The sequence below is a fragment of the Scytonema sp. UIC 10036 genome, assembly GCF_009725235.1.
This window is the reverse complement of sequence record NZ_WJFC01000014.1, coordinates 1-23,257: the sequence shown is the minus strand read 5'-3', so window position 1 is coordinate 23,257 and position 23,257 is coordinate 1. Positions and strand designations below refer to the sequence as shown.

The following is a 23,257-nucleotide window of genomic DNA, read 5'->3' as shown; positions in this document are numbered from 1 at the left end:
GTAAAACCCTTCCCTCCTTTGTCACTCCCCGCCTATAATCGTAGGGTGCGTTAGCGCCAGTGTAACGCACCACAGCACCAGCGTAACCCACCACCACCGCCTATATATCCCAAATACTTTCAGGCTTTTCTGGAATTTCCCCCATCCCCCAATTCGGCGGATAAACACCACCAGCTATCAACCGATGAATGGTTGAAAATTTCCAATCTTCAGGAACAGAACAAAGCCGATGGCGCACAGGATTGTAATGAATATAATCGCTGCGGTTTGGCAAAATCTCTATCATCACGTATCAGATGTTCCCAAAATCGTCTTTGCCATAAATTGCGTTCTTGTCGTTTTTGTCGAGAAGTGGAAATATCAGCATTAATTTCTAATTCGCTTCCATACTTTATCCCTCAGCGCTCGCCGCTTAGGACAAAGCCCTAGAATTAAAGCCGGATAGAGAAGCAGCCTGGTAAAATAAAGGCGATGCGCTGATTGAGTTAGAACGATATCCCTCAGCGCTCGCTGCCTACGACAAAGCCTTAGAATTAAAGCCGGATAGAGAAGCAGCCTGGTACAATAAAGGCAATGCGCTGTTTGACTTAAAACGATATCCCTCAGCGCTCGCCGCTTACGACAAAGCCCTAGAGTTAAAGCCGGATAGAGTTTCCGCCTGGTTCAACAAAGGTTTTGCGCTGTACTACTTAAAACGATATCCCGAAGCGCTGGCTGCTTACGACAAAGCCTTGGAATTTCAGCCAAATGATGACAATCTTTGGTACAACAAAGCTTGCTGCTACGATCGCACTACAATATCAGGCGATCGCATTTTGGGTGAGAATGGAGAGAGAGATCGGCACTTCTAGCCCAACAATCGCTTTGTTTGGGGTTTGGTTTATGCGTTATGCGATCGCACTCCTTTAAACATTGTACTTGGAAATTCGGCATCTGTTCTAAATCATTCTCTTACTTGAGCGTAGGCGCAGCCCGTCGTAGACATCGCACTTTATAATTGAGTTATGATATCTACACTCATGAAATAATGTCAATTTTTAGGGAACACAATGAAGAAGGTTACACTCACAGAATTGAGTAATAATATTGATCGGTTACTGGATGAGGTACTAGAAACAGGTATTCCACTAGAAATCAGCAAAAATGGAAAGTTGTTAAAAATCGTTCCTGTAGATAAAAAAGATAAGCTTAACAATTTGACTTTTAAACCTGATGTTATTCAAGGAAATCCAGATGATTTAGTTAATATCAGTTGGGAGCAGGAGGTTAATATTGATTTATCTTGATACTCATGTAGTAGTATGGCTATATTCTGGTTTGATAGATAAATTAACTGATATTGCTAAAACTTTAATTAATGACAATGAAGTTTATATTTCGGCAATTGTTCGATTAGAGCTACAGTATTTATATGAGATAAAACGGATTACCGATGAGCCAGATGTGATTATTGCGGATCTATCTGAGCAGATTGGCTTAAAGATATGTAACAAAAACTTTAATGATATTATCAGCATTAGTTTAACGATTACTTGGACTCGCGATCCTTTCGACCGCATTATCACTGCAAATGCTCTGTTAAGTAACAACATATTACTGAGCAAAGACCAAAATATTCTGAATAATTATCTGTAGGCAAAATGGTATGATTAACAGTTAGTATCTCATGTAGCTGAAGCTGCTGCCACTTCCACCTTATTGCGTAATCGAGCTAATACCACAGTTGCATCTAAAACATCACCTCGCTGTGCTGCCTGCACACCAACTTCAATCTTTAGGCGTGTTTGTTCCACCCAAGCTAGGTATTCTGGGGTTTCTTCTGAACAATGCTTGGTTGTCTCGTCAGCCAGTAGCACCAAAGCTGTGTCAATTGCATCTTCAATAGTTGGGTATCCACCCTACAATTCATCACCCATATATGATAATTTTTGTCAATAGGCAATTAGTGGGGTAGTGTGGGCACTTTGTCGGTATTTTGTGAGGGTTGTGCAGCTAACATTGGATCTATATCTTGGCTTTTGTCTCGTTGAATAAACTCATCCAAAAGTTGAAAGAAATAATCAAACCCTGCTTTCTCATCAATACAGGTGAGCAAAATAATTTTGTCCCACGCGTTAACAGTACGGATTGATAAGCGATTTTGCAACCAGGGTTGAAAGTTTTTGTAAAAGTCACTTTCGGCTTCAGTATTAGTAATACCTGCTTCGGATCGCGCAAAGCGATAACCAAGTATAAACATTCGCAGATTTGTAATGGATGCAGTTCCCAGGTATAACCCTGGTTTGCTTTTAATTTTTTCTAGTAGTTCAAATAATGTACTCATTCTTAGCTCCATAAAATCGCATCTCTAAAACTCTTCAATTACTTCAGTTTTAAATTCATTGGATAGGGAGGTAAAATCTTCAACCCAATTTTCTGGTGAAAGTCCAAGTCTAGAAAGGTTGTCGAAGATTTTTCCATAAACTTCAACACCATAGTGAACACCATTTTCAGTAATGCTTTCAAAGCAAAGACAGTTGTTCGAGGCGAGCGCTGAGTATAAAATCTTCATGGTCGTATCGGGTAGAAATTCGCCAAAGTTTTCCCGGTACTCCACGTTGTTTTAGCCATCTTTTGAGTGTGCTAGCACATTCTTGACAGTGAAGCAGAGGAAATCGGATAACAATATTGCCGATAGCTTTGTAAAGTTCTGTAATGGCTGCATCGTCTATGGGTTCTGTCAGGCAAAGCACCTCCTGAACAAAAAGTTGATTTTATTATAACGTCTATACGATGTCTGGCGACAAAAAACAGTAGTGGGGTAGGAGCGGGAAGGGAGCATTTCGTGTATCTTAATTCCTGTCAAGGTTTTGAGTTTCGCACTCCTAACTAGTCTAGATTTAGGTGCGGAACAACTGTTAGCAGCAGACAGAGGTGAAGAAAAAATTGCAGTTGAGATTAAAACATTTTTGAGTGATTCACCCCTAACAGATTACCATGCTGCGTTAGGACAGTTTTTGAATTATCGGCTGGCTTTAGAAATAAGCGAGCCAAATCGGATTCTCTATATGGCGGTGCCTATAAATATTTATGAATCTTTTTTTAAGCGGGAATTTGCCCAAATTTCTGTAGAGAGATATCAGATTAAACAAATTGTTTATGACCCAATTCAAGAGGTAATTTTACAATGGATACCCTAGAATCTTATCGCTATATCATTCAGTCGCTGTTAACGGCTTATGCTGCTATTCCCATCGCAAATGGTCAAATTGATTGTTACACGGTTTTTGATACAAAACAAGATCATTACATGGTGGTGAATGTGGGATGGGATGGTCATAGGCGAGTTTATGGTTCTGTTTTACATTTAGATATTAAAGAGGGAAAAATTTGGATTGAGCAGAATATGACGGAAATGAGAGTGGCTGTTGAACTTGTTGAGCAAGGAGTTCCAAAAGATGATATTATTCTAGGATTTCAAGCTCCCCAAATGCGAGAATATACGGGCTATGGAGTGGCTTAACAATAACGTGGCGATCGCTTCTTAGGGTTGGATTTGTTGATAATGTTGTTTGGCGGGAGACTAAGCGCGATTGGACAGGAGGGGAGATACAAGCGATCGCGTTCAGAATCTTATTGTTCTTCAGTTAGGTTGAACCTGCAAATAATAGGGCGATCGCTGTTCGCAGAACGTGCGCTTTACGCTCAGGCGGGACAAAGCCCATCACACGCTCATTAACCTTCATACATGGGCATATTTATGAGAACATGAAGTCGCGTGTGTAGAGACAAAAATTAATACTGGTTTGTAGTTGCGCAGAGAACGCGATCACACTATTGTAATTTCTGATAGGAGCACTTTGCCATATTTATGAATTGATCGCCATACTCTCCTCGGACTGCGATCTGACGAATATTAGCCAAAGCATCTGGGCGTTGAGGGCCTATAACTAAAAAGTGGTGACTGTTACCTGCGTTACGTTCGGTATATTGGGTCCATGTACTCCACGTTTGTTTGTCGATCTTAATTCGCTTTTCCTTGTCGTCCGGAAATATTAAGACTCTCCCTTGGATATTGATCTGATTCATGATCTCTACAGCGCTATCTTCAGACATTCCCTCCGGATATCCAGAACTAGCCTGCAACATATAAATTAAGAAAGCCAAGTGTTCTTTATTACTAACTATTTTCTCCAGTGTAGTATTCGCAATTCTGAATCGAACGATATCCTTGGGAAATTTTCTCGTCTTCGGATCTCCCCATTGATTACTAATAGCCTGCTGCGGCTGCATTTGATGACCCGTCGTCAGATAGAATCCATATCCAAATTCTCCTGGATTGCTACCATAACTCGACGAGATATAAGTATGATTTAATTTTTCTGCGTCGTAGGTTACATGAGTTAACTCAGTCGCTTTTGCCGCATCTAAATCCGTGGGAACCCCATGAGTTTCGCTGCTTCCCAGGCTCCAATGCTCTAAAGAACCAGGCTTCTCAATACTTAGCGTCCCTGGAATCAGCTTGCTTTTTTCTTTTGTTCGTGGTCGGTAGTCCTTGTCTCTTTCGTTTAAATATTTTACAAACTCGTCCTTGCTATTGAAGTCCTTTAGCTGAATTTCATCTGCGCTATCCACGAGGATGGCGAGGATCGGATTGTATTCTTCTGGGATTATAGTCGGCCCACCAGAGTCGCTCAAATTCAAATACCAATTGCTCACCTGCTCCTTGGTCAAAGTGTTACTTTCATTAAAGAACTTAGCTTGAAGGACATGCTTGTTTGATGCGACTTGACTACTTCGTGTGATGTCGCCTTTCTCTTGGATCGCGAGATCGCTAGTCGATGCAGAGGGGGCTTTTGTGGCGTGGTGTTGTGATAACTGCTGCTGTGGTGGAGAGGATCGCCTCACCGCTTGAGCCGCCACCCCGGTCGCGGCGGGAGTGGGACGCGGTATTGGCATTGCTTTCGCCCCCATCATGTCTGCTTCCCTCTCCAATCCCTGATCATCATTAATCTGTACCCCCTTCATTTGCATCGTCGGTTTCACACGTCCCTGCGTTTGCTGCACGACATGCCATGCTTCATGTGGCAGATGCTTTTCCTGCCCAGGTGCCACATAAATTTCTGTTCCTTTCGTGTACGCCAGTGCTTGCAACTGGGTAGGTTTAGAAGAGTTGTAGTGGACTTTTACGTCATCCATTGATATGCCAGAAAGATTTTCAATTCCGGCTTTCAGGTTGTCAGGAAGTCCAGTTTTGTTTTCCTGAACCACCCCAAATGTATTCATACTCTCGCTGGATGTTCCCGATATTTCCTTTTTCTGTAAGATGCCACTTGCTTGGGCTGTCTCACTTTTTTCCGACTGATTAGAGGGAGTAAATTTTTTCACTTCTCCTCCCTTGTTGAAATCAGCCTTATACTTGTCCTGAAAGGTTTGACCCTCGGCATGACCATACATTTCAAAATACCAGGTTCTGTCGTATTCCAGCTTTGAGTACATATCAGATACCTTAGCAGCGGCGTTTTCCAGAGTTACGTGGTCGGTGCCATCCGTCATAATAATGGCGGCATAGTGGTAATCCCATTCGGTATTTCCGTTATCTTTACTGTCGCGCTGGTATCGATACAACGTGCCTGGGTTAACTGCTGAGGTTTCTTCTTTTTCTTCATTGACCCCAGTTATTAGTTTAGCTAAGATTCCACAATCGGAGGGCAGCAATGGTCGCTCTAAAAGTTCTGTCTGTCTGGTTAGATAGTTTTTCAAGCGTTGTTTCGCTTTGTCTTTTTGAAATTTAGATCCCCTTTTTATAATAATCTCAGTTATTGCTTCAGCAGCTGCGTCCGAGTCATCTGGCAAATGGCGAAGAATTCCATCGGTTATTGCATCGAAAAATTGAGCTTTTAACTGGTTCTCTACTCTCTGTTCTATTTTGCTCATCAAAACTGTCGGTTCTGTATCCTTCCCATAATTGCTTATACTGTTTGATAGTTCTTTGTCATTCACTTGAGGTATGACTTTTTTCAAATTTTTATTTACGCTTTCTCCGCCAATATTCTCTTTCCATTCCTCACCTTGGCGAAAGCTAACTCTGTTAAAATCATCTGTCTTTTTAAATTGTTCATCACTTGCGTAGAGTTCTTGAGCATTAGTAACTAATAACTCAGCATTTTCTGAAAGCTTACCTTTATCAATGTTTTGATAGCACTGAACTACATCGTTTTTATCCTCTACTGGATTAATCCTAAGCTTTGCCATAATCTGCTGTGATGTAGTCGTGCTAATAGGCACTTGGCTAAAGTCGTTGGAAAAAGCAGAATTACTTAATGCCAATGCTTCTTGTTCTTCAAATTGAACCCCCGCCTCCAAACCCGATCGCACAGCTAAACGCTGTAAAATGCCACTCGCCTTCGGTGCTTCGCTTTTTTGCTGCTGATTAGTTTGTACAATTCTTTTACTAGTCATGGTTTCATTCCTCCATATATTCCTTGTGCAATTTGCTGCCCTATCTGAGTGAAATTCGTTCCTGGCTTTATTTGAATAGCACCCGTAGGCACTACCCCACCCCCTTTCCACTTATCTGGTATCCCCTCAGTAGCCAGCAATCGCCCCAATTCCGCCTCCACCGCCCCTTGCAACAACCGCCTCTGACTGGGAGACATAGCCATCCCCTCAAAAACCAGCTTTTCTATATCAATGTTGATATTCATCCCCTAACTCCTGTAGGTACTAAAACCCGAAAATCTGCCTCATTCACGGGTCGATCCAATTTGCGAAACTCACTCCGCGCTGCTGCTAACACCTGCGCCATTGTCACAGGTGTACCCCCTTGCGCTGCCAAAAAAGCTGCATTCAACGCCACATTGTGGATACTTGCACCAGTCAAATTCAACCGCGCCAAGCGCTGATAATCTAAATCCTCTTTTGGTGTCTGTGGTGGAAACACCTTCTCCCACATCACCTGACGTTCAGCCACGCCAGGAAAGGGAAAATTGACAATAAACCGCAAGCGGCGCATAAAGGCTTGGTCTATAGAACTCTTAAGATTAGTTGCCAAAATTGCCAAACCGCGATACGCTTCCATTCTCTGCAATAGATAATTTACCTCAATGTTGGCGTGACGGTCATGACTGTCTCTCACCTCGGAACGTTTGCCAAATAAAGCATCCGCTTCATCAAAAAACAAAATCGCCCCCCCATCTTCCGCCGCATCAAACAATCGCCGCAGATTTTTCTCTGTTTCGCCGATATATTTGTTAACCACCGCCGAAAGGTCAATCCGATAGAGATGGAGTTGCAAATCATTGGCTATCACTTCCGCAGCCATTGTCTTCCCTGTACCGCTTTCCCCTGCAAACAAGGCGCTGATACCCATACCCCGATTCATGCGTTTATCAAATCCCCAATGTTGATAAACTTGACTGCGCTGGCGGATTTGTTCGGCTATTTGCTGCAATAAGTTTGTCTCTTCTGGTGGGAGAACAATATCATCCCAAGTGGCTTTGGGGTTGAGGCGTTGGGCGAGGGAATCCAACTGTGGGCGGGTACTGGCGAGACAACCAGACCATAAATGATTTTGGATTTTAGATTTTGGATTTTGGATTTTGGATCTGGGCAAACTCCCAGGCAATTCTATCTGATTATTCATTGCTGAATTTGAGCTTTCCGCCTGTGCAGTCTCGGCAATTTGCCTAATTGCCACTACATTCAGATTAAACTGAGTGGCTAATATTCCCGCATACTCCTGTGAAGAAGAATCTAGCACCGCCTCCCAGAGGGCTTGTTGTTCTTGTGCTGTAGGTTTATCTATATCTACAACAATGGTTGGTAGTCCTAAATTCTGCCGTGCTTCACGGGTACTCAGAAAAATTAGCCCGCCACTGCGGTGAAGAAACCGATGCAGGGGTGGTAATTCTCCTTCCTGATGCTGTTTCCCGTCCACCTCTTGGGCATCTAAATATAAAGCCAGGGGTAATAACAAAGTTTCTCGTTGCCAAAGACGGGCAAGGGTTTCTAACTCACTGGCGTTGCTGGGTAATAGTTCCACCGGTAGCCGATAGATGTATCTATCCATCGCGGCTACTACTTGCTGGGCTATGAGTTGTTTACTCTGGGAATCTGCCCCCACTAACTGTATCACAGGTAAAGGTTGCCCTCTGCCAGTATGTGCCAGTTGTTGGAAAATTGACTCCACAACAGTCTGCTGGGAATGGGGTAATTCTACCTCCCATTCTTCAGTTGACAGTGGCATTAATAATGATGCCAAGCGGTCATCTAAAATATTTAACCCTTTGATATAGTGAACAATTCTCTCATCAGCACGCAACGCACTACTAGTCAGCGGTTGCACACCCGACTGGTGAATTTCAATTAATCGCCAATACCGTAAGGGACTTTCCCAAGAAAGGGCATTCCAAGCAGATTCGTCGAATAGGGATAAAGCTAGGGCAAATGTGGGGTAAGGCTGGTACTCATTATCCTGCGCTTTGGCGCACAGACGAGCTATACGAGTATCTAACTCCATAGCTACACATAATAGTAGCACCTGTTGCTCAAAGCGCGATAGCCCTAATTTATGGCTTAACAAAATCAGCGCTGGTGGCGGATTCATCCCCTCGCCAGTGGGAAATTCTTTTACCTCTGGGATTTCTGCATCTGGTAATTTTGCTATTTCCTGCAGACGCGATCGCAACCAACCCAGCGCTTGACCCAAGTATTTTTGGTTTTGTTGTAACCAGTTATTCATCTCGCTCATACAATTGTCACCTTCTGGTTCTGGTCGAAGACTGGCGGTGTCACAGTCCGATCCACCAGCAAACTATCTACTCCATCAATGCGCGATCGCACAAAATACTCACCTGGTTTTACCCCAGTAATCCGAAACTCTAGCCGATCTGTGGTAGTCGTTCGGGGTGGTGCTACAATTTCTCTGTCTCCTAATAACAAAGCCACCCGCTGTTCTGGTCGCACCAGGGGACTGTAAACCACAGTCAGCAACACCTCCCCATTAGCATCCCGCTGTGCCTGACGTGGTATGATATCCAAAATTTTTGGCGCTAGCGAAAAAGATAACTCATTACTAGTCCGCGTCTGTTCCCCAGTCCGGGTGACTCTCACTGCTACAGTATAAAAACCAGCTACCCAGTTAGCAGCTTCATCAGGCAATTGTACCCTAATTTCTTTCGCCGTTCTCTCTGTCGGGGATGGTAATTCTACAGTAATTTCTCTACGAGTATTTGTAAATAATATAACTAAACTTTCACCGTTTAAATTATCACCATTGAGAACGAGAACATCTCCTAATCTGGCACTAGCTTGCTGATTCGGTAACTGCACTGACTGTAGTATTGGTAAAAAAGACATCAGGTCAGACCGGAGAATCGCCCCACTGTCATCAGCTTGGCGTCTAATAGCTGGTAATGGAGTTTTCGTACTCAGTCCACTTTCAATTAACACCACCGACACCTCATAAGCTGCTGAGATCCGATACGGAGACTGAAAAGTTGTCCACAGATTAAATGACTCTTCCACAGATAGCGCTTGGTAAACAATTCGCACCTGTTCAAGCTGTTGGTCGAGGTCGTAATCTGTGGTTGTAGGCAAAGCAGCTTTAATATCAGCAGGAGTCAGTATAGAATGGTCGTGAAAAACACTCATTGCTAAACCAAGCAAACGATGACTGGTAGGTTCTGGGTAATCATCATTTTGAGAATAAGCAGTGAGTAAGTAGTAGAGGTTTAACGGTAATAGTGGCTGTGCTGTTTCACCTGGCTTTACTTGGTCAGGCATATCCATGTTGCGCCAACCTGGGTGAATTTGCGTATGATAAAGAAATAGATTAACCTGATTTCCGTTACTAATACTGTTATCTCGTACTTTATCCAAAGGTTTTGTTGTCACGACAGTCCCACCACCTTCGGTGTCAAATCTTCGCTGTAACAAGAAACGTAATGTTGTGGTCACAGCAGCAATAGATAATGCGTTACTCATCTTGCTCACCTCCCCCTAGAACGTTGGCGTAAGTATTCATCTAAACTCATCACAGGTGGTTTTGGTCTTGGCTTTGGTCGTGGTGGTGGTAGTGGTGTGCGAATTTCCATAGAACCAATGGAAACTTGAATAGTAGGTGTTGTTGAATGAGCGAATGATTCCCTCTGTTGTCGTTCTTGTCTGCTGGCTGAGATGAAGATAGAATCGGGACGAGAATCATCATTTCTCGGTTCAATAATATTGGGTGTGGGCTGTGGGGAGTGGTCTTGTAAAAGAGAAATAGGGTGAATTTTAACTGCTTGCTGTCCCAATAATTGCTTTGCAGGCTGTGTTAGTTGTTCTACTGCTTGATGTGAGAAGGGAGTATTTGTTTCCGTCGTTGCTGCTGGTGTTAACGGATGTGTTTCTGTGTTCAGGAACAAAGATTTGTCAGGAGCGATCGCCATAGGTTGTGGCGATTGCTGGGAATCTGGTTGCTCCCTCATTACCTTTGATGATGGTGAGGATGAAACAAACCGATTGTTTTGAGTTTCTTGCTGTTGAGTTAATAAAGGCACAGAAACAGGCTGTGATTTTACTGCCGATGATAATAAAGGAGCGATCGCTTCTCCATGACTAGAGGACGTTAATTGCAGTCTCTGTTCAGTAGGCAGTATTTTATCAGATGTCCGTTTTATTACCGCTGGTTCTGACTCTGGTATCGTTGGTAATTTTCCAAGTGATACCATCTGTTGGGACTGGAAAGCAGGAACTGCAGGATAACTTTTAACTGGTAGCTGTCCTAATGATTGTTTTGCAGGCTGTGTTAGTTGTTCGATCCCTGGATGTGAGGTTTCCGTCGTTGGTGCTGGTGTTAACGGCTGTATTTCTGTGTTCAGGAATAAAGATTGATCGGGGGCGATCGCCATCGGTTGTGGCGACTGCTGGGAATCGGGTTGCTCCCTCATTACCTTTAATGATGGTGAGGGTGGAACAAAGCGATTGTTTTGAGTTTCTTGCTGTTGAGTTAATAAGGGCTCAGAAACAGACTGTGATTTGACTGGCAACGATGATAAGGGAGCGATCGCTTCCACATCAGCAGTCGAAGTTAATTGAGGTTTCTCCACACTAGGCAGTATTTTATCAGATGTCTGTTCTGTTACTACTGGTTCTGACTCTGGTATCATTGGTAATTTTCCTTTTGATACCATCTGTTGGTATTGGGGAAGAGAAACGCCAAGATGACTTTTAACTGGTTCCTGTCCCAATGATTGTTTTACAGGCTGTGTTAGTTGTTTGACCGTTTGATGTGGTAAGGGAGTATTTGTTTGCGTCGTTTGTGCTAGCGTTAACGGCTGTGTTTCTGTGTTTAGCAATAAAGATTTATCAGAGGCGATCGCCATCGGTTGTGGCAACTGCTGGGAATCTGGTTGCTCCCTCATTACCTTTGATGATGGTGAGGATGGAACAAAGCGATCGCTTTCAGTTCCCTGCTGTTGAGTTAATAAAGGTACAGAAATAGACTGTGATTTTACTGAGAACGATGATAAGGGAGCGATCGCTTCCACATCAGCAGTCGAAGTTAATTGAGGTTTCTCCACACTAGGCAGTATTTTATCAGATGTCTGTTCTGTTACTACTGGTTCTGACTCTGGTATCATTGGTAATTTTCCTTTTGATACCATCTGTTGGTATTGGGGAAGAGAAACGCCAGGATGACTTTTAACTGGTTCCTGTCCCAATGATTGTTTTGTAGGCTGTGTTAGTTGTTTGACCGTTTGATATGGTAAGGGAGTATTTGTTTGCGTCGTTGGTGCTAGCGTTAACGGCTGTGTTTCTGTGTTTAGCAACAAAGATCCATCGGGCGCGATCGCCATCGGTTGTGGCGACTGCGGGGAATCGGGTTGCTCCCTCATTACCTTTAATGATGGTGAGGATGGAACAAAGCGATCGCTTTCAGTTCCCTGCTGCTGAGTTAATAAAGGCACAGAAGCATGCTGTGATTTTACTGACAAGAATGATAAAGAAGCGATCGCTTCCACATCAGCAGTCGAAGTTAATTGGAGTTTCTCCACAGTAGGCAGTATTTTATCAGATGTCTGTTCTGTTACTACTAGTTCTGACTCTGGTATCATTGGTGATTTTCCTTTTGATACCATCTGTTGGTATTGGGGAAGAGAAACCCCAGGATGACTTTTAACTGGTTCCTGTCCCAATGATTGTTTTGCAGGCTGTGTTAGTTGTTTGACCGTTTGATGTGGTAAGGGAGTATTTGTTTGCGTCGTTTGTGCTAGCGTTAACGGCTGTGTTTCTGTGTTTAGCAACAAAGATTTATCAGAGGCGATCGCCATAGATCGTGGCGATTGCTGGGAATCGGGTTGTTCCCAGTAGTGAGTAGGTCTTGGGGTTAAACTAGTTGACGGTGGATCGTTTATATCGTCCGATGTTTGTGATTGATTTGCGTTTGTCGAAGACGTTGGCGCAGCGATCGCTTGCAGGTCTAACGGCTGTGCAATGTCAGAGTTTCTAAATATGTGAGCCTCTGGACTTGTTTCCAACCCAGTTGTTATGGCGGAATCTTGATTATCACCTGTGACAATTTCTTGATTGATTCCCCAATTTTGCTCATTCCCCAATTCTATAGAAGACCCTGGTAAAAAACCAAATATCGACAGCAGAAACGGTTGAACTGTATCGACCAAGTTGAGGTTTTTCGCCACCAATTGGTTAAGATAATTATTCATCTACTCACCACCATATCTAAATACAGTTGCCGTCGTCTAGGACTCATAGTCAGAATGTCAGCCTCGCGCCAGCCATAAGCAGTAGCCAAGGTATGCACATCCCGTAAAATGCGAAGTCCCCAAGCGTTAATTTCGCTCCAAAAGAAGGACACAATGTCAAATACTAATTGCCATTCGTGACCGCAAGCAGGGCAAGAAGTATCTATTGGTACATTCGCTTGCGGGTCAGCCTGAGCCATTTCTGCAATAACTGTATCAATTATATTGGGTGGTAATTTATTAAGTGATAAACTTTCACTGTTATGAGTGACGGATAAGATACAGCGATCGAGCAAAACTTGTTGAGCCGTTTTTAACTGTTGGTTCGTTGTTAGAGCGTTGTGCTGTTGTGGGTTGGACAAAACATCTTTGCAAGTAGAAGTGCAAATCGCCATCAAGTCTGATGTGTTAGGAAGACGAAAGCTCACCTGATACTCACCTTGGGAGAGAGAAAATTTCTCTACTGGTTCAAGTTGAGGTGATACAATACGGACATCTGCAACATTAAAGTTGAGTTCTAGAGGTTCACCACACTTCGGACAGGCTGTTTGACTTGCCAGTTGTGAACCAAAAGTCCACTCCCGTAAAGTTAGCAGCATTGCATCGCGCTGACCAATACTAATCTGGGTAAGTGTCTCTAGGGGTACATCAGGACAAGCAGTGGCTAGTAGCTTGATAGCTCTAGACCAAGATGGCTGGTTATGTCCCCAGTCCCAAATATTGAACAGTTCTAAGGATGATAGCGATCGCATAATCTAATACCAATCCACAAAATGCATGATACATATACATTGGTCGTAGGGGCGCTCATGCTTGCGCCCTTACATCTTTTCCTTAAGCGCCGCGCTCCCAACCTTCGTTTTCGAGTTTTATGTACTCAATCGCAACAGCATTAGCACTAGCATCAAGGTCAGGTAAAGCTTGATATTCCGAAACCCAGCAACCGAAAACATTATAAGAAGTCACTTTATTTTGATTGCCTTCATCGTAAACCTCAATGATGATATCTTTACGGAAGTCAGCCAAGGAAACTTCTGGGCTACCACCAAGCGCCCACACTTTGTTTGCCCATTCTTCAAACTTCAAATCTTTAGTAATACCCCGTTCTAGAGTAATAGCCTCGTACTTGCTTTGTCCTGGAGACTTATAAACAGTACTAGGGTCACCACCTGTGCGGTGTTCTATCACTTCAGTTGTGCGCTTCAAACCACTGACTTTACTTACCGCAGCCACAACCTGACCGTCCATTCTGACTTTAAATTTGAAGTTTTTGTAAAAGTCTAAACGAGTTCCTGAAATAGAAGGCATATATTTCTGTCCTTTGTCCTTATACTGCTATTTGTCCGGCTATTTGCTGAATCTTGATAATGACGAATTCTGCGGGTTTGAGTGGAGCAAAACCAACCACAATGTTGACAATACCCAGATTTATATCATTCTGAGTTGTTGTTTCCTTATCGCACTTGACAAAATAAGCGTCTTCTGGTTTTTGCCCTTGGAAAGCTCCTTGGCGGAACAACGTATGCATAAAAGCCCCAAGATTTAGGCGAATCTGCGCCCACAATGGCTCGTCGTTAGGCTCAAAAACTGCCCATTGAGTACCGCGATAAAGACTTTCTTCCAAGAAAAGAGCTAAACGGCGAACCGGAATATACTTCCACTCATCGGTAAGACGGTCATCTCCTCGCCGTGTGCGCGCTCCCCAAATGACACGACCAACGGCTGGTAAAGTTCGCAAGCAGTTAATACCCAGAGGATTTAACTCACCGTTTTCAGCATCTGTCAGAGGTACACTCAATTGTGGGACACCCACTAATGTTGCTTCCGTACCCGCAGGCGCTTTCCACACTCCGCGTTGAACATCGGTACGAGCAAACACACCAGCGATCGCACCGCAGGGAGCAAACTCTTCCATCGCGTTCTTTCGCAGAGGATTTGGTTGCTTAACCCTAGGAAAGAAAACAGCAGCATAACTGGTGGGTGTACCAAAATTTTTAATACCCTCTTTAGCTTTGTCTTTATTAATCCAATTGCTGGGTGGATCAATAATGAAAAAGGCTCGGCGTTTTTCGCAATATCTAGCTGCTTCATCAACTAGAGAGTCATAATCTATATTCTTGTTACCATCTTTATAGGGTGGAATACAGAGGAGATTGAATAGGTCAGCTTTTTCCAAAGCATAAAGACCTTTCTTTGCTTCTTTGTTGTTTATGAAGTCGTTCTGAGTTAACTCGCCACCATCATCTCCGCCACTAGCTTTAACCTCCTGGTCGGTAGGAGCTGGTTTTTCAGGTGGTAATACGGGAGTTTGAGTTTCTTCTTGCACTTTCACCCGCACTAAGTTGGATTCATTGAGCAAAACTATATCCACTCGTCTAGGATGATCCTTTTTCACTGAGACGTTACGGAATACTTCGATTTGACTCATTGCTTCATCTAGGATGGTGAGATTAAACAAGCCATCTTGATTGGATTTGTCATCCTTAGGGACATCATCGTCGATACGAACTTTCAAAAAATTACCCCAGTTTCCTTCACTTGCAGCCTCTAGCTCAAGTCCACTAGCATTTAAGCTTGCTTTTCTAGCATTAGTATTAGGTTCATTATTGTTAGTTTCGTTATGAACCAATCGAACGATAATCGCTTGACTACCACCATTAAGGTAAAAGTCCCGCACAGCATAGCCAAGAGAACTGTCTAACCACAGCCCTCCGAAAATGCGTTCAAAATCGCCGTAGTTGTTGATAGTAATTGGTTCGTTAACAGGACCGCGCTTGGCACGTCCTATGAAAGCAGTAATAGAAGTGGATACACCTGTAATCGTGCGTACACCACTAGGAATTTCTTCTATATAAACGCCTGGGTATGTAGGTTGTATTGGCATTTTTGAATTTTTGCTGTTGACATTTAGTTTGTTTCTAACCTTTCGGTTATTTCATACTAAAGATAGTAGCTAGAAAAAATGGATCTGATAATTAATTATTTTTCGGTAGTTATAGAAGTGCTAATTAATTATTTTTCGTAGGGGCGCAATGCCGCCGCGCCCCTACAATTGTGGTCTAATTACCTGAAAATTCTTGTAAAGAAAATGGGGTAGAGGCTAATACTGCGTAGGTTTTTGATAGTCAAAGCTCCAGAAACCCGGTTTCGCAGAAGTTACCGGGTTTCTAATTTTTGCTTATCCAAGTACTATTGGGGTAGAGACAACTCCTGATAGGAATCGCCTCTACCCCCTTCTCTAATTAGAATTTTCTTACACCTAAATACGTTCACTTGCTACTCATAAATGACAAAGCCTGCTACAGGAACCGTAATTTTCACAGACTTACCATTTTTAGCTTCAACAACTACTTGTTTACTTTACTGTATTAAAATCCAAATTTACTACAAAATATGGCTGTTCGGAAATCGCGATCGCGATTTCCCTTCCTATAAAAGCATTGTTCAGTTTCTTCACTCCCAACTATAGTTAGCAAGTTTACCTAGAAACAAAACTGTTCCCATAGTATTTATGAGAAGAGTAAAACCATCGTTGAAAGAGTCCAAGATGCGCGTTGTCATTTTTTTCTTATCTAGTTGAGTTTGTGGCTGAATAGTTGTAAAATCATCTTTGGATAACAAAGTATTTACATCTTCATATTGCCTCTCTGCTATCTCCTGTTCATCATTTCCTAAGTTCTCTTGCTTGTATTGAATTTGGGACAATGTAGAAAAAATCTTACCTTTTTGCTCAAGTTGACCTATAAGTTCACTAACTAGAACTTGACTATCTTCATCAAGCTCGGCTAGACTTACTCCATTAACGATCGCTTCTGGTTCAGATTCTCCGATGAAGTTAAAAAGTTTTTGATTTTCTTTGTTATCTTCAACTGGCTGATTGTTTATTGGTGGTACTCCTGCGACTTCTATTTCGAGGTCAATAGGCACTTTTAACATCATCGAAATATTCAGTTTGCGTTTTTGCATGGTATCAAAGGAAAAAATAAGTTATATATGTAGGGGCGCAGCGGCATTGTACCCTTATAAATCGCGCCCTATACATTGCACTCTGTCAACTATGTGTCCCAATAAATATTTTAGGACTATGGAAGAGTTTGTGAAGCAGGTAACTGCTGTCTGCTATATCCAGTTTGAGGAACACAAACAGGTGGAGTTGTCCTGACTTCTGGTTTAAGATAAATATCTGGCTCAAGATGAATATTTAGTTTCTCCCTCACAGGCTCAACGGGCTTAATAACTGGTGTAGCCTCAATAAACATTGGAATGTTTAATTTGATAGGAACCGTAAATTCACAGGCGTTAGGGTAGTATTCGCAGTTGTATTCAGAGTTGTATGTAGACATGAATTGCATCCTTTTGTTTAAAAATAAATTGCGTGAATTGTTTATTGCAGTTATAACTATTGGAAAGTTGATTCAACAGGCAATGCTTGTTGACTATATCCATTTTGAGGAACACAAACAGGTGGAGTTGCTGTTACTTCTGGTCTAAGGTAGATTTCTGGTTCGAGATGTATATGTACTTTCTCTCTCACAGACTCAACGGGTTTGATAACCAGTTCTGGCTCTATAAAGATGGGAATCTTTAGTTTAATAGGAACCGTGAATTCGCAGACGTTAGGATAGTATTCAGGGTTATATGTAGACATGAGGTTTTGGTTATTCCTTTGATAATAGATTATTTGCTAGATGTGTAGTCATCTCTTAATACAAAGAGTAGATTAAAAAAATGAGATTGCTAATTAATTATTTTTAGATATTAGTACAAGAGCAAATTAAGTATTTTTAGGTATAAGATTTAATACGGTTTAGTTAAGCAACGTCAAGAAACCCGATTTCTGTACTCCCAATACGGTTCGGATAAGCCGGAATAGAAACCCGGTTTCGCATGACAATACCTTTGCCAATTTACGAGGGTGAATGGATGTATTCACTCTTTTTTCTCTGAGGCTTGGCAAAAACAATTAGTCTTAAAAATTCCTGCAAGGTTTCCCATAGGATTTTTTTAACGTATCGCCTGTATTATAAAGGGTTTGAGATTATCAGCCTGTTTGTCAGCTAAACGCTTATCTATGGGTTATTTTGCCAGATTTTGTCAAAATTTTTGTAGGCTCTTATTTTGGCAAAGGTATTGATGGTTGCAGCCTTTTGCTTTGAACTAGTTTGCAAAGTTGTGCTTCTCTCCAAGCATGGGGGGTAGTTTTATAGTAATTGCGAAACTGACAGTAGAAATGATTGATATTTTGATAGCCCACTTGTAAAGCAATCTGATTAACAGAGTCGTTAGTTGACAATAGTAAGTTGCAGGCTTGGGCTATCCGACGCTCAATAATCCAATCATTAACCGTTTTTCCAGTAAGACGTCGTACTAAATCTGTTAAATAAGCTGAGGAATAACCGACTGCTTGAGCTACTTCTTTTAGGCTAATAGGTTGATGATAATTCAATTCGATAAACTTGAAAACCTCGTGCAGTCGTGGAATAGAGGGAAATATGGATTGAGGGGTATTTGAGTTTTTACTTCCCTCAGTGATAGATAATTTCTCCTCGGTAAGATGAACGCGAACTAGACCATCTTCTGTAATGAAAACCTCAAATCCTGCTGTCTTCAAACATTTTATTAAGAGGTTTTGAGTGTCAGGATTATCATTGGTTAATAAAATCTCTGTCATTTGCTATCCTACTATTTAATTAAGTTATAGGCTTACAGTTAATTTTGGAAAATTTGCTATCCTTCTCTATTCGTAGTGCTGAAATAGTTTAAACAACTATCAATAATATGCTCTACTTTTTACTGCGTTAAAAAAAGTACCTTCATGGGTACTTTCCGCTGTTATTTTTTTTAATACACAGACAATCTATCAAAAAACTTGTTTGGAAGTTTATATGTGGACTTTATTCTTATCTAGCTACTTGTCACGTTGACATGACTAAACACACTACTTTGATTTTCCAATCAAAATTTGAGGAAGTTGTGAGGAATCTGCGATTTTAACAGAAAAAAGCATAATTTTCCTATTATTTTTGCTTATATTTCATTTTTATTAATTTTTCAAAAGAATTAGGTCTTATGTGTTGACAATTTAGCAAAAAAGTGAATCGTTCGTAATTACTATCTATTAATACTAAAAGTACAAGAGCCTAAAAAATCATGCGTTTAGAGCAGAATAAAATGTAAATCGTGAATTAGAAACCACTAGCAGTAAAGACAGTGCAGCATGGCTCAGGACAGAGGAGAGTGCCTAGAGCAGCAGTTGGACAACCAAGTCGTTGTGAGCGTAAATCTGAGACAATCAACCACCGAACTCAGAGCAACAGCAGAAGCATTACTGCAAGTGGTAACAATTCACCAGCAGAATTTTGAGCGGTTAATTCAGAACTGAATGCTGATTGCCACTCATTGCGATCGCAAATTGAGGGGATATTAGGAGTCCCACAGCAACATGGAAATGGTAGCGTGTTATTCGCTACCAAGAATAATATGGTCGGATGAGCACTTCAACACTATTTAATTGAGTTCGAGTGGGCTATGAGTGTAACAATTTTTGGGACATACCCTAGCGCAAGCTTGACAACCAATACAGTGCTCTGGGTGAATAATAGACATGACTTTACGCTCGATTTCCTCAGCCTCCTCATCTTCTACAAACTCTCCGTCTTCATTCAGTGCTTGCAGTACTAGCACGTTCCGACCGCACGCCTTAAAGCATCTACCACAACCAATGCATTTATCTTGATTAATTTCTTGGACGAATTGGGGTGTCCAGACTTGACCGCCAAAAGTTAAACCAGTGAATGTTACCACAGCGTCATTTTCCTCAATTTACCAAAGTGAATTTTTATCAGCTTTTAGCTAAGGGGCTTTCAAATAAAAAAGTATCCAAAAATCTGTTGTGGCGACACGAGCTGTTATATCATGTTCGGATGAACGCTTGCACTAAGTTTGGGCGTTGCATGCGCTAAAGCGCAACTACAAACAAATTATTTCATGAGTTATTAAACGAAGATGATATTACAGATTTAGAGGACGGGCGGGGACGCCCGTACCACAAGATGGATAATTTATTTCTGGGAATTCCCTAAGAACTTAGAGCTAATAGATCCAGCGCTGAATCAAAAGTTCAGTTTATTCCCGTGCAAAGTATAACTCAGACTAAGTAAGCTTCTTGGTGAGTGCGAATTGTGCAGTCAGAACGGGGATAGGTGACACAGAGGAGAACAAATCCCTTCGCAACTTGCTCCTCATCAAGAAATACTTGTTCGGACTGATCGACTTCACCTTCAACTATTTTGCCGACGCAACTAGAGCAAGAGCCAGATTGACAGGAAAAGGGTAAATCTAGTTCTTGGTCTTCTGCAGCATCTAAAATTGTGGTGTTTTCGTCAACAGGAATGGTAATGTCGAGCGATCGCTTTTTATTGATTAAACGTACTTGATAAGTTGTCATTGATGTATCCTTCTAAATAAAGGGTGTAGGGTGTGGGGGGAGAAAAGGGTATTAGCTACACGGTATGCCTGCGGGAGTACAACTACCTGCTTGAAATGATTTCCCACAGCCACAGGTATCAGTAGCATTGGGATTGCTAAACTTAAATCCGCTCTCCAACAAGCCATCGACAAAATCGACGACGACTCCTTCTAGTAATGGGGCGCTTTGCGAGTCAATGTAGATTTGTAACTTGCCTTGTTGCATCACTATGTCATCTATCTGTGGCGTGTTGGTAAGTTTTAAAGAATACTGATAGCCATTGCAACCGCCATCCTCGACGGCGACACGGATACCCTGTAGAGCAGAATTTTCGTCTTTGCTAGAGGCTAGAAGAAAGGTGCGGAGCCGGAATTCTGCGGCTTCTGTTAATGTTAGAGTCATAAAATGTACTTAGTGATTAGAGAAATTTTGCTAAGGGATGTGCGAGAAATAAATCCTCTATCTCTGTGTTTTCTAGGGTTTTTAAAGAGGTAATTTTCTGGAAGGTAGTTGGGATGTATGCGCTAAAGCGCAACTACGAACTTTAGAGGTAGGGAAGAAGGAGTACCGCAAACTGGACAATTGCGATCGCGGTAAGAATGGCGTTTGGCAAATGTCAGCTGATTCAAATCCATTGTCAATAGTTGTGATAGGAGTGGCTGACTAAATCCAGTGATGAGCTTAATTGTTTCTAGTGCTGTCAGACACGCTAGGGTTCCAGAAACCGCACCGAGTACTCCAAAGCCGCGCCGATCCCATTCTGGTTTTTCGGGAAATAGGCAAGACAAGCAAGGCGTAACACCAGGGATAATTGTCGCTAAGTAAGCCTCCATCCCATCCATTGCGGCTTCTACCATTGGCTTGCGCCAACGCACGCAGGCTGCATTCAATAAGTCGCGCTCAACAAAGTTGTGGGCGCAGTCGATCGCCACATCGGCAGATTTAACTAAAAAATCTACATTATCTGGCGTGACGTAATCAAATATTGCTTCTATTTCAACATCTGGGTTAATATTCTCTAGCGTTTCTTTCGCTTTAAACACTCGCGGCTTACCTACCCAATCGTCGGTCATGAGAATCTGTCGATTCATGTCATCGAGCCGTAACTCACCGCCTCGAACCAGAATGAGCCGCCCAACACCAGCTACCGCCAGGTAAAGCGCTGCTGTACCACCTAATCCTCCTACACCTGTAACTAAGACTGTGGCTGACTTGAGTCGCTGCTGTGCTTCTTCGCCAAAACCAGGGAGCATAATTTGGCGGCGGTAGCGTTCTAATTCGGTAGGCATGAGATTCACCACTCTTTATCCCTCCTAGTTTGTAGCAATTTCTGTCAGCATGACGATGTTTTTAGGCTTCTCTTTAAACACCTTGAACAGCTTTTGTTCTAGAGGTGTTGATTTGAGAAACACTTCATAAGCTTGTTGAAGGGCGATACGGTATAAACCGAGTTTTTCTGCCTGACTTGCTTCTAAATTATGAGCATCAATCTCGTGAATGTAACGCGAAAACAGTTTCAAAATATGCAGGCGGTTCACAAGGACAACTCGGCGATCGTAAGAAAGTTGAAAAAACTCAAAATACTCCTCTGTATTGACAAGTTGATTGAATTGCTCCACATCCCATTTCATGACTGCTTCTCCCATTTTTTTAGCTGACGCTTCAGTTCATCTAACTGACGGTAGACTTCATAAGTTTGGGCTGCTAACGCTGTCAGTTTTTGGTAATCTTGTGGCAATCCCTCAGCTAAATCGTGAAGATCCATCTTCAATTGACCCGCTTTACTATTGAGACGCTTAATTTGCAGTTTTAGGTCTTCAATCGCGTGTTGACTGACAGGTTCTGTTTTTGCTGTTTGTATCATACGTTAGTGGTTAGTGGTTGGTAGGGGCGCAATGCCTTGCGCCCGTACAATGGTTGGTGAAAATCTGTTACACTTTGGCAACTTCAGTGTATTTTTGTGCTAATTCAATACCTTTTTGTATCAGAGTTTCCCCCTCAGCTACTAATTTTTCTAAGGAATCAAAACCGAAACGTTGAGCATCTCGTAAGGTTCTTGTCACTAGCAACAAACGACCGGAAAAAACAAGCGCCCAGCCAAAACCTTCATGGCTTAAATCTATAACCACCTGGGATAATAAGCCTGTTTCTTGCTCAATTTGGGCTGCGATCGCCCGATAAAATGACATAATTCTGGCTTTTGTAACGGGTTCAACGTCGCCTTCTACAGAAATTTTGCGTTTAGCTTCTTTGCTGACAACATAAGGTTTGACTATCAATTCATCCGACCAGTTTCGGTAAAATCCATAAGAATCCTGGGCGCGAATTTGTCTGACTAACTCTCGGAGAAAGGGAGAATTCAAAGCTTCATTGCTAGTAGTTTCGTTAACAGCTTCAGTGGGGCTCATACAGTGACTTCCTTTTCATCAAAACTTGGTGATTTTTGTTGCAAAGCTTTTCGCAACCAAGGGGGAGGGCTTCCTTTCAAAGTCTGGACTAACTTTTCTAGAACATCAGTAATTTTGTCATCCTCGGAGTTTGCCTTAATTGGTGTAATACGTTTTTTAATTAACCGAGCCGCTGCACTTCCTCCAATTGCGGATACATAAACAATCGTGCAATCAGCCAGAGCTTCAATTTTTGGGACTAATTTATCCTCATTGCCATCTTCTTTGAGATCGCCATCAAATCGCAGAGTTTTTATAAACTGATATCCATTTGGTGAAACTTCATAGACTTCAATTTTATTGGCCCATCCGAAGTGAGCATTAATATGAATTTGGTCTGAAGTCGTGAAGGCAATTTTCATGATTCTAGCAGTCCTATTTGAGAAGTAAAAATTATGAACCGCAAAGACGAGCCAGTGCGTTGCTCTGGTTCCCAGAGTTGAAGCACCTGGCGTCGCAAAGAGCACGGAGAAAAGAGAGGAGAGAAAATTTTACAAATGATTTAGTATTGCTATATTCTCTAATACCAATTTAATATGAAGTTGCACATTATTTTTACCCCTCCTAACCTCCCCTTATAAAGGGGAGGAAAATAAATTTCCTGTTTCCCCCCT

The 23,257-nt window shown here is 42.2% G+C and carries 30 protein-coding genes; 6 read left to right on the top strand and 24 right to left on the bottom strand.

The window, feature by feature from the left end:
* Window positions 1-100: 100 nt before the first annotated feature.
* Window positions 101-289: a hypothetical protein gene (locus F7734_RS61785; RefSeq protein WP_207714055.1), complete on the bottom strand. Its 189-nt coding sequence runs from the start codon at window positions 287-289 to the stop codon at window positions 101-103.
* A 458-nt stretch (window positions 290-747) separates the two neighbouring features.
* Here F7734_RS61785 and F7734_RS63210 point away from each other — a divergent pair, with 458 nt between their 5' ends.
* The 3 genes from F7734_RS63210 (at window position 748) to F7734_RS08870 (ending at window position 1,635) form a co-directional block, all read left to right on the top strand.
* The gene (locus F7734_RS63210; RefSeq protein ID WP_243146764.1) at window positions 748-909 is read left to right on the top strand and encodes a hypothetical protein; all 162 of its coding nucleotides are present in this window, start codon (window positions 748-750) and stop codon (window positions 907-909) included.
* 140 nt (window positions 910-1,049) lie between these two features.
* Window positions 1,050-1,286 carry a type II toxin-antitoxin system Phd/YefM family antitoxin gene (locus tag F7734_RS08875; protein WP_155744330.1) on the top strand — a complete coding sequence of 79 codons (237 nt, stop codon included), beginning with the start codon at window positions 1,050-1,052 and terminating at the stop codon, window positions 1,284-1,286.
* Window positions 1,273-1,635, top strand: a complete 363-nt coding sequence (locus F7734_RS08870) for a PIN domain-containing protein (protein WP_155744329.1) — start codon at window positions 1,273-1,275, stop codon at window positions 1,633-1,635. Before F7734_RS08875 ends, F7734_RS08870 begins: the two co-directional genes overlap by 14 nt.
* 29 nt (window positions 1,636-1,664) lie before the next feature.
* Here F7734_RS08870 and F7734_RS08865 read toward each other — a convergent pair whose 3' ends face one another.
* The 3 genes from F7734_RS08865 to F7734_RS61775 all read right to left on the bottom strand — a co-directional run bounded on the left by F7734_RS08865 (window position 1,665) and on the right by F7734_RS61775 (window position 2,732).
* Window positions 1,665-1,856, bottom strand: coding sequence for a hypothetical protein (locus F7734_RS08865; protein ID WP_155744328.1), 192 nt, complete (start codon window positions 1,854-1,856; stop codon window positions 1,665-1,667).
* A gap of 86 nt (window positions 1,857-1,942) precedes the next feature.
* Window positions 1,943-2,323 carry a hypothetical protein gene (locus tag F7734_RS08860; RefSeq protein ID WP_155744327.1) on the bottom strand — a complete coding sequence of 127 codons (381 nt, stop codon included), beginning with the start codon at window positions 2,321-2,323 and terminating at the stop codon, window positions 1,943-1,945.
* A 178-nt stretch (window positions 2,324-2,501) separates the two neighbouring features.
* Window positions 2,502-2,732 (bottom strand): papain fold toxin domain-containing protein, encoded by a 231-nt coding sequence (locus tag F7734_RS61775; protein ID WP_207714053.1) that lies wholly within the window; start codon window positions 2,730-2,732, stop codon window positions 2,502-2,504.
* 117 nt (window positions 2,733-2,849) lie between these two features.
* Here F7734_RS61775 and F7734_RS08850 point away from each other — a divergent pair, with 117 nt between their 5' ends.
* Both F7734_RS08850 and F7734_RS08845 read left to right on the top strand, forming a co-directional pair.
* A complete protein-coding gene (locus F7734_RS08850) occupies window positions 2,850-3,179 on the top strand; it encodes an element excision factor XisH family protein (protein ID WP_155744326.1) in 330 nt (109 codons plus the stop codon).
* Window positions 3,167-3,502 (top strand): XisI protein, encoded by a 336-nt coding sequence (locus F7734_RS08845; protein WP_155744325.1) that lies wholly within the window; start codon window positions 3,167-3,169, stop codon window positions 3,500-3,502. The genes F7734_RS08850 and F7734_RS08845 overlap by 13 nt, the downstream gene beginning before the upstream one ends.
* A gap of 311 nt (window positions 3,503-3,813) precedes the next feature.
* Here F7734_RS08845 and F7734_RS08840 read toward each other — a convergent pair whose 3' ends face one another.
* The 12 genes from F7734_RS08840 to F7734_RS08785 all read right to left on the bottom strand — a co-directional run bounded on the left by F7734_RS08840 (window position 3,814) and on the right by F7734_RS08785 (window position 18,399).
* Complete coding sequence (locus F7734_RS08840) at window positions 3,814-6,441, bottom strand: DUF4157 domain-containing protein (RefSeq protein WP_243146763.1); 2,628 nt, start codon at window positions 6,439-6,441, stop codon at window positions 3,814-3,816.
* Window positions 6,438-6,686, bottom strand: coding sequence for a hypothetical protein (locus F7734_RS08835; RefSeq protein ID WP_155744324.1), 249 nt, complete (start codon window positions 6,684-6,686; stop codon window positions 6,438-6,440). Before F7734_RS08835 ends, F7734_RS08840 begins: the two co-directional genes overlap by 4 nt.
* The gene (locus F7734_RS08830) at window positions 6,683-8,731 is read right to left on the bottom strand and encodes an ATP-binding protein (protein WP_155744323.1); all 2,049 of its coding nucleotides are present in this window, start codon (window positions 8,729-8,731) and stop codon (window positions 6,683-6,685) included. Before F7734_RS08830 ends, F7734_RS08835 begins: the two co-directional genes overlap by 4 nt.
* Window positions 8,728-9,966, bottom strand: a complete 1,239-nt coding sequence (locus F7734_RS08825; RefSeq protein WP_155744322.1) for a DUF4255 domain-containing protein — start codon at window positions 9,964-9,966, stop codon at window positions 8,728-8,730. The genes F7734_RS08830 and F7734_RS08825 overlap by 4 nt, the downstream gene beginning before the upstream one ends.
* Window positions 9,967-9,971: 5 nt before the next feature.
* Window positions 9,972-12,689, bottom strand: coding sequence for a hypothetical protein (locus tag F7734_RS08820; RefSeq protein ID WP_155744321.1), 2,718 nt, complete (start codon window positions 12,687-12,689; stop codon window positions 9,972-9,974).
* Window positions 12,686-13,480 (bottom strand): phage baseplate protein, encoded by a 795-nt coding sequence (locus tag F7734_RS08815; protein ID WP_155744320.1) that lies wholly within the window; start codon window positions 13,478-13,480, stop codon window positions 12,686-12,688. The genes F7734_RS08820 and F7734_RS08815 overlap by 4 nt, the downstream gene beginning before the upstream one ends.
* Before the next feature lie 82 nt (window positions 13,481-13,562).
* A complete protein-coding gene (locus tag F7734_RS08810; protein WP_155744319.1) occupies window positions 13,563-14,036 on the bottom strand; it encodes a phage tail protein in 474 nt (157 codons plus the stop codon).
* A gap of 19 nt (window positions 14,037-14,055) precedes the next feature.
* Entirely contained in the window at window positions 14,056-15,612 is a 1,557-nt protein-coding gene (locus F7734_RS08805) for a phage tail sheath subtilisin-like domain-containing protein (RefSeq protein WP_155744318.1), read from the bottom strand.
* 569 nt (window positions 15,613-16,181) lie between these two features.
* Window positions 16,182-16,694 carry a hypothetical protein gene (locus F7734_RS08800; RefSeq protein ID WP_155744317.1) on the bottom strand — a complete coding sequence of 171 codons (513 nt, stop codon included), beginning with the start codon at window positions 16,692-16,694 and terminating at the stop codon, window positions 16,182-16,184.
* Window positions 16,695-16,810: 116 nt separating this feature from the next.
* Window positions 16,811-17,071 carry a hypothetical protein gene (locus F7734_RS08795; protein WP_155744316.1) on the bottom strand — a complete coding sequence of 87 codons (261 nt, stop codon included), beginning with the start codon at window positions 17,069-17,071 and terminating at the stop codon, window positions 16,811-16,813.
* A 56-nt stretch (window positions 17,072-17,127) separates the two neighbouring features.
* The gene (locus tag F7734_RS08790; protein ID WP_155744315.1) at window positions 17,128-17,376 is read right to left on the bottom strand and encodes a hypothetical protein; all 249 of its coding nucleotides are present in this window, start codon (window positions 17,374-17,376) and stop codon (window positions 17,128-17,130) included.
* Between the two features lie 465 nt (window positions 17,377-17,841).
* Complete coding sequence (locus F7734_RS08785) at window positions 17,842-18,399, bottom strand: AraC family transcriptional regulator (protein ID WP_155744314.1); 558 nt, start codon at window positions 18,397-18,399, stop codon at window positions 17,842-17,844.
* 546 nt (window positions 18,400-18,945) lie between these two features.
* Between F7734_RS08785 and F7734_RS08780 the strand changes: the two genes are divergently transcribed.
* Window positions 18,946-19,110, top strand: a complete 165-nt coding sequence (locus F7734_RS08780; protein ID WP_155744313.1) for a hypothetical protein — start codon at window positions 18,946-18,948, stop codon at window positions 19,108-19,110.
* 125 nt (window positions 19,111-19,235) lie between these two features.
* Here F7734_RS08780 and fdxB read toward each other — a convergent pair whose 3' ends face one another.
* The 8 genes from fdxB to nifX form a co-directional block, all read right to left on the bottom strand.
* Window positions 19,236-19,532, bottom strand: coding sequence for a ferredoxin III, nif-specific (gene fdxB / locus F7734_RS08775; protein ID WP_166481807.1), 297 nt, complete (start codon window positions 19,530-19,532; stop codon window positions 19,236-19,238).
* 343 nt (window positions 19,533-19,875) lie between these two features.
* The gene (fdxH, locus tag F7734_RS08770; protein ID WP_155744312.1) at window positions 19,876-20,175 is read right to left on the bottom strand and encodes a ferredoxin FdxH; all 300 of its coding nucleotides are present in this window, start codon (window positions 20,173-20,175) and stop codon (window positions 19,876-19,878) included.
* Between the two features lie 51 nt (window positions 20,176-20,226).
* Window positions 20,227-20,598 (bottom strand): iron-sulfur cluster assembly accessory protein, encoded by a 372-nt coding sequence (locus F7734_RS08765; RefSeq protein ID WP_155744311.1) that lies wholly within the window; start codon window positions 20,596-20,598, stop codon window positions 20,227-20,229.
* A 122-nt stretch (window positions 20,599-20,720) separates the two neighbouring features.
* Entirely contained in the window at window positions 20,721-21,497 is a 777-nt protein-coding gene (locus F7734_RS08760; RefSeq protein ID WP_166481806.1) for a HesA/MoeB/ThiF family protein, read from the bottom strand.
* 12 nt (window positions 21,498-21,509) lie between these two features.
* Window positions 21,510-21,827, bottom strand: a complete 318-nt coding sequence (nifW, locus tag F7734_RS08755; protein ID WP_155744310.1) for a nitrogenase-stabilizing/protective protein NifW — start codon at window positions 21,825-21,827, stop codon at window positions 21,510-21,512.
* On the bottom strand, window positions 21,824-22,060 hold the full coding sequence (locus F7734_RS08750; RefSeq protein ID WP_155744309.1) for a CCE_0567 family metalloprotein: 237 nt from the start codon (window positions 22,058-22,060) through the stop codon (window positions 21,824-21,826). Before F7734_RS08750 ends, nifW begins: the two co-directional genes overlap by 4 nt.
* 67 nt (window positions 22,061-22,127) lie before the next feature.
* On the bottom strand, window positions 22,128-22,604 hold the full coding sequence (locus F7734_RS08745) for a NifX-associated nitrogen fixation protein (RefSeq protein ID WP_155744308.1): 477 nt from the start codon (window positions 22,602-22,604) through the stop codon (window positions 22,128-22,130).
* Window positions 22,601-23,005, bottom strand: coding sequence for a nitrogen fixation protein NifX (gene nifX / locus F7734_RS08740; RefSeq protein ID WP_155744307.1), 405 nt, complete (start codon window positions 23,003-23,005; stop codon window positions 22,601-22,603). The genes F7734_RS08745 and nifX overlap by 4 nt, the downstream gene beginning before the upstream one ends.
* Between the last annotated feature and the right edge of the window lie 252 nt (window positions 23,006-23,257).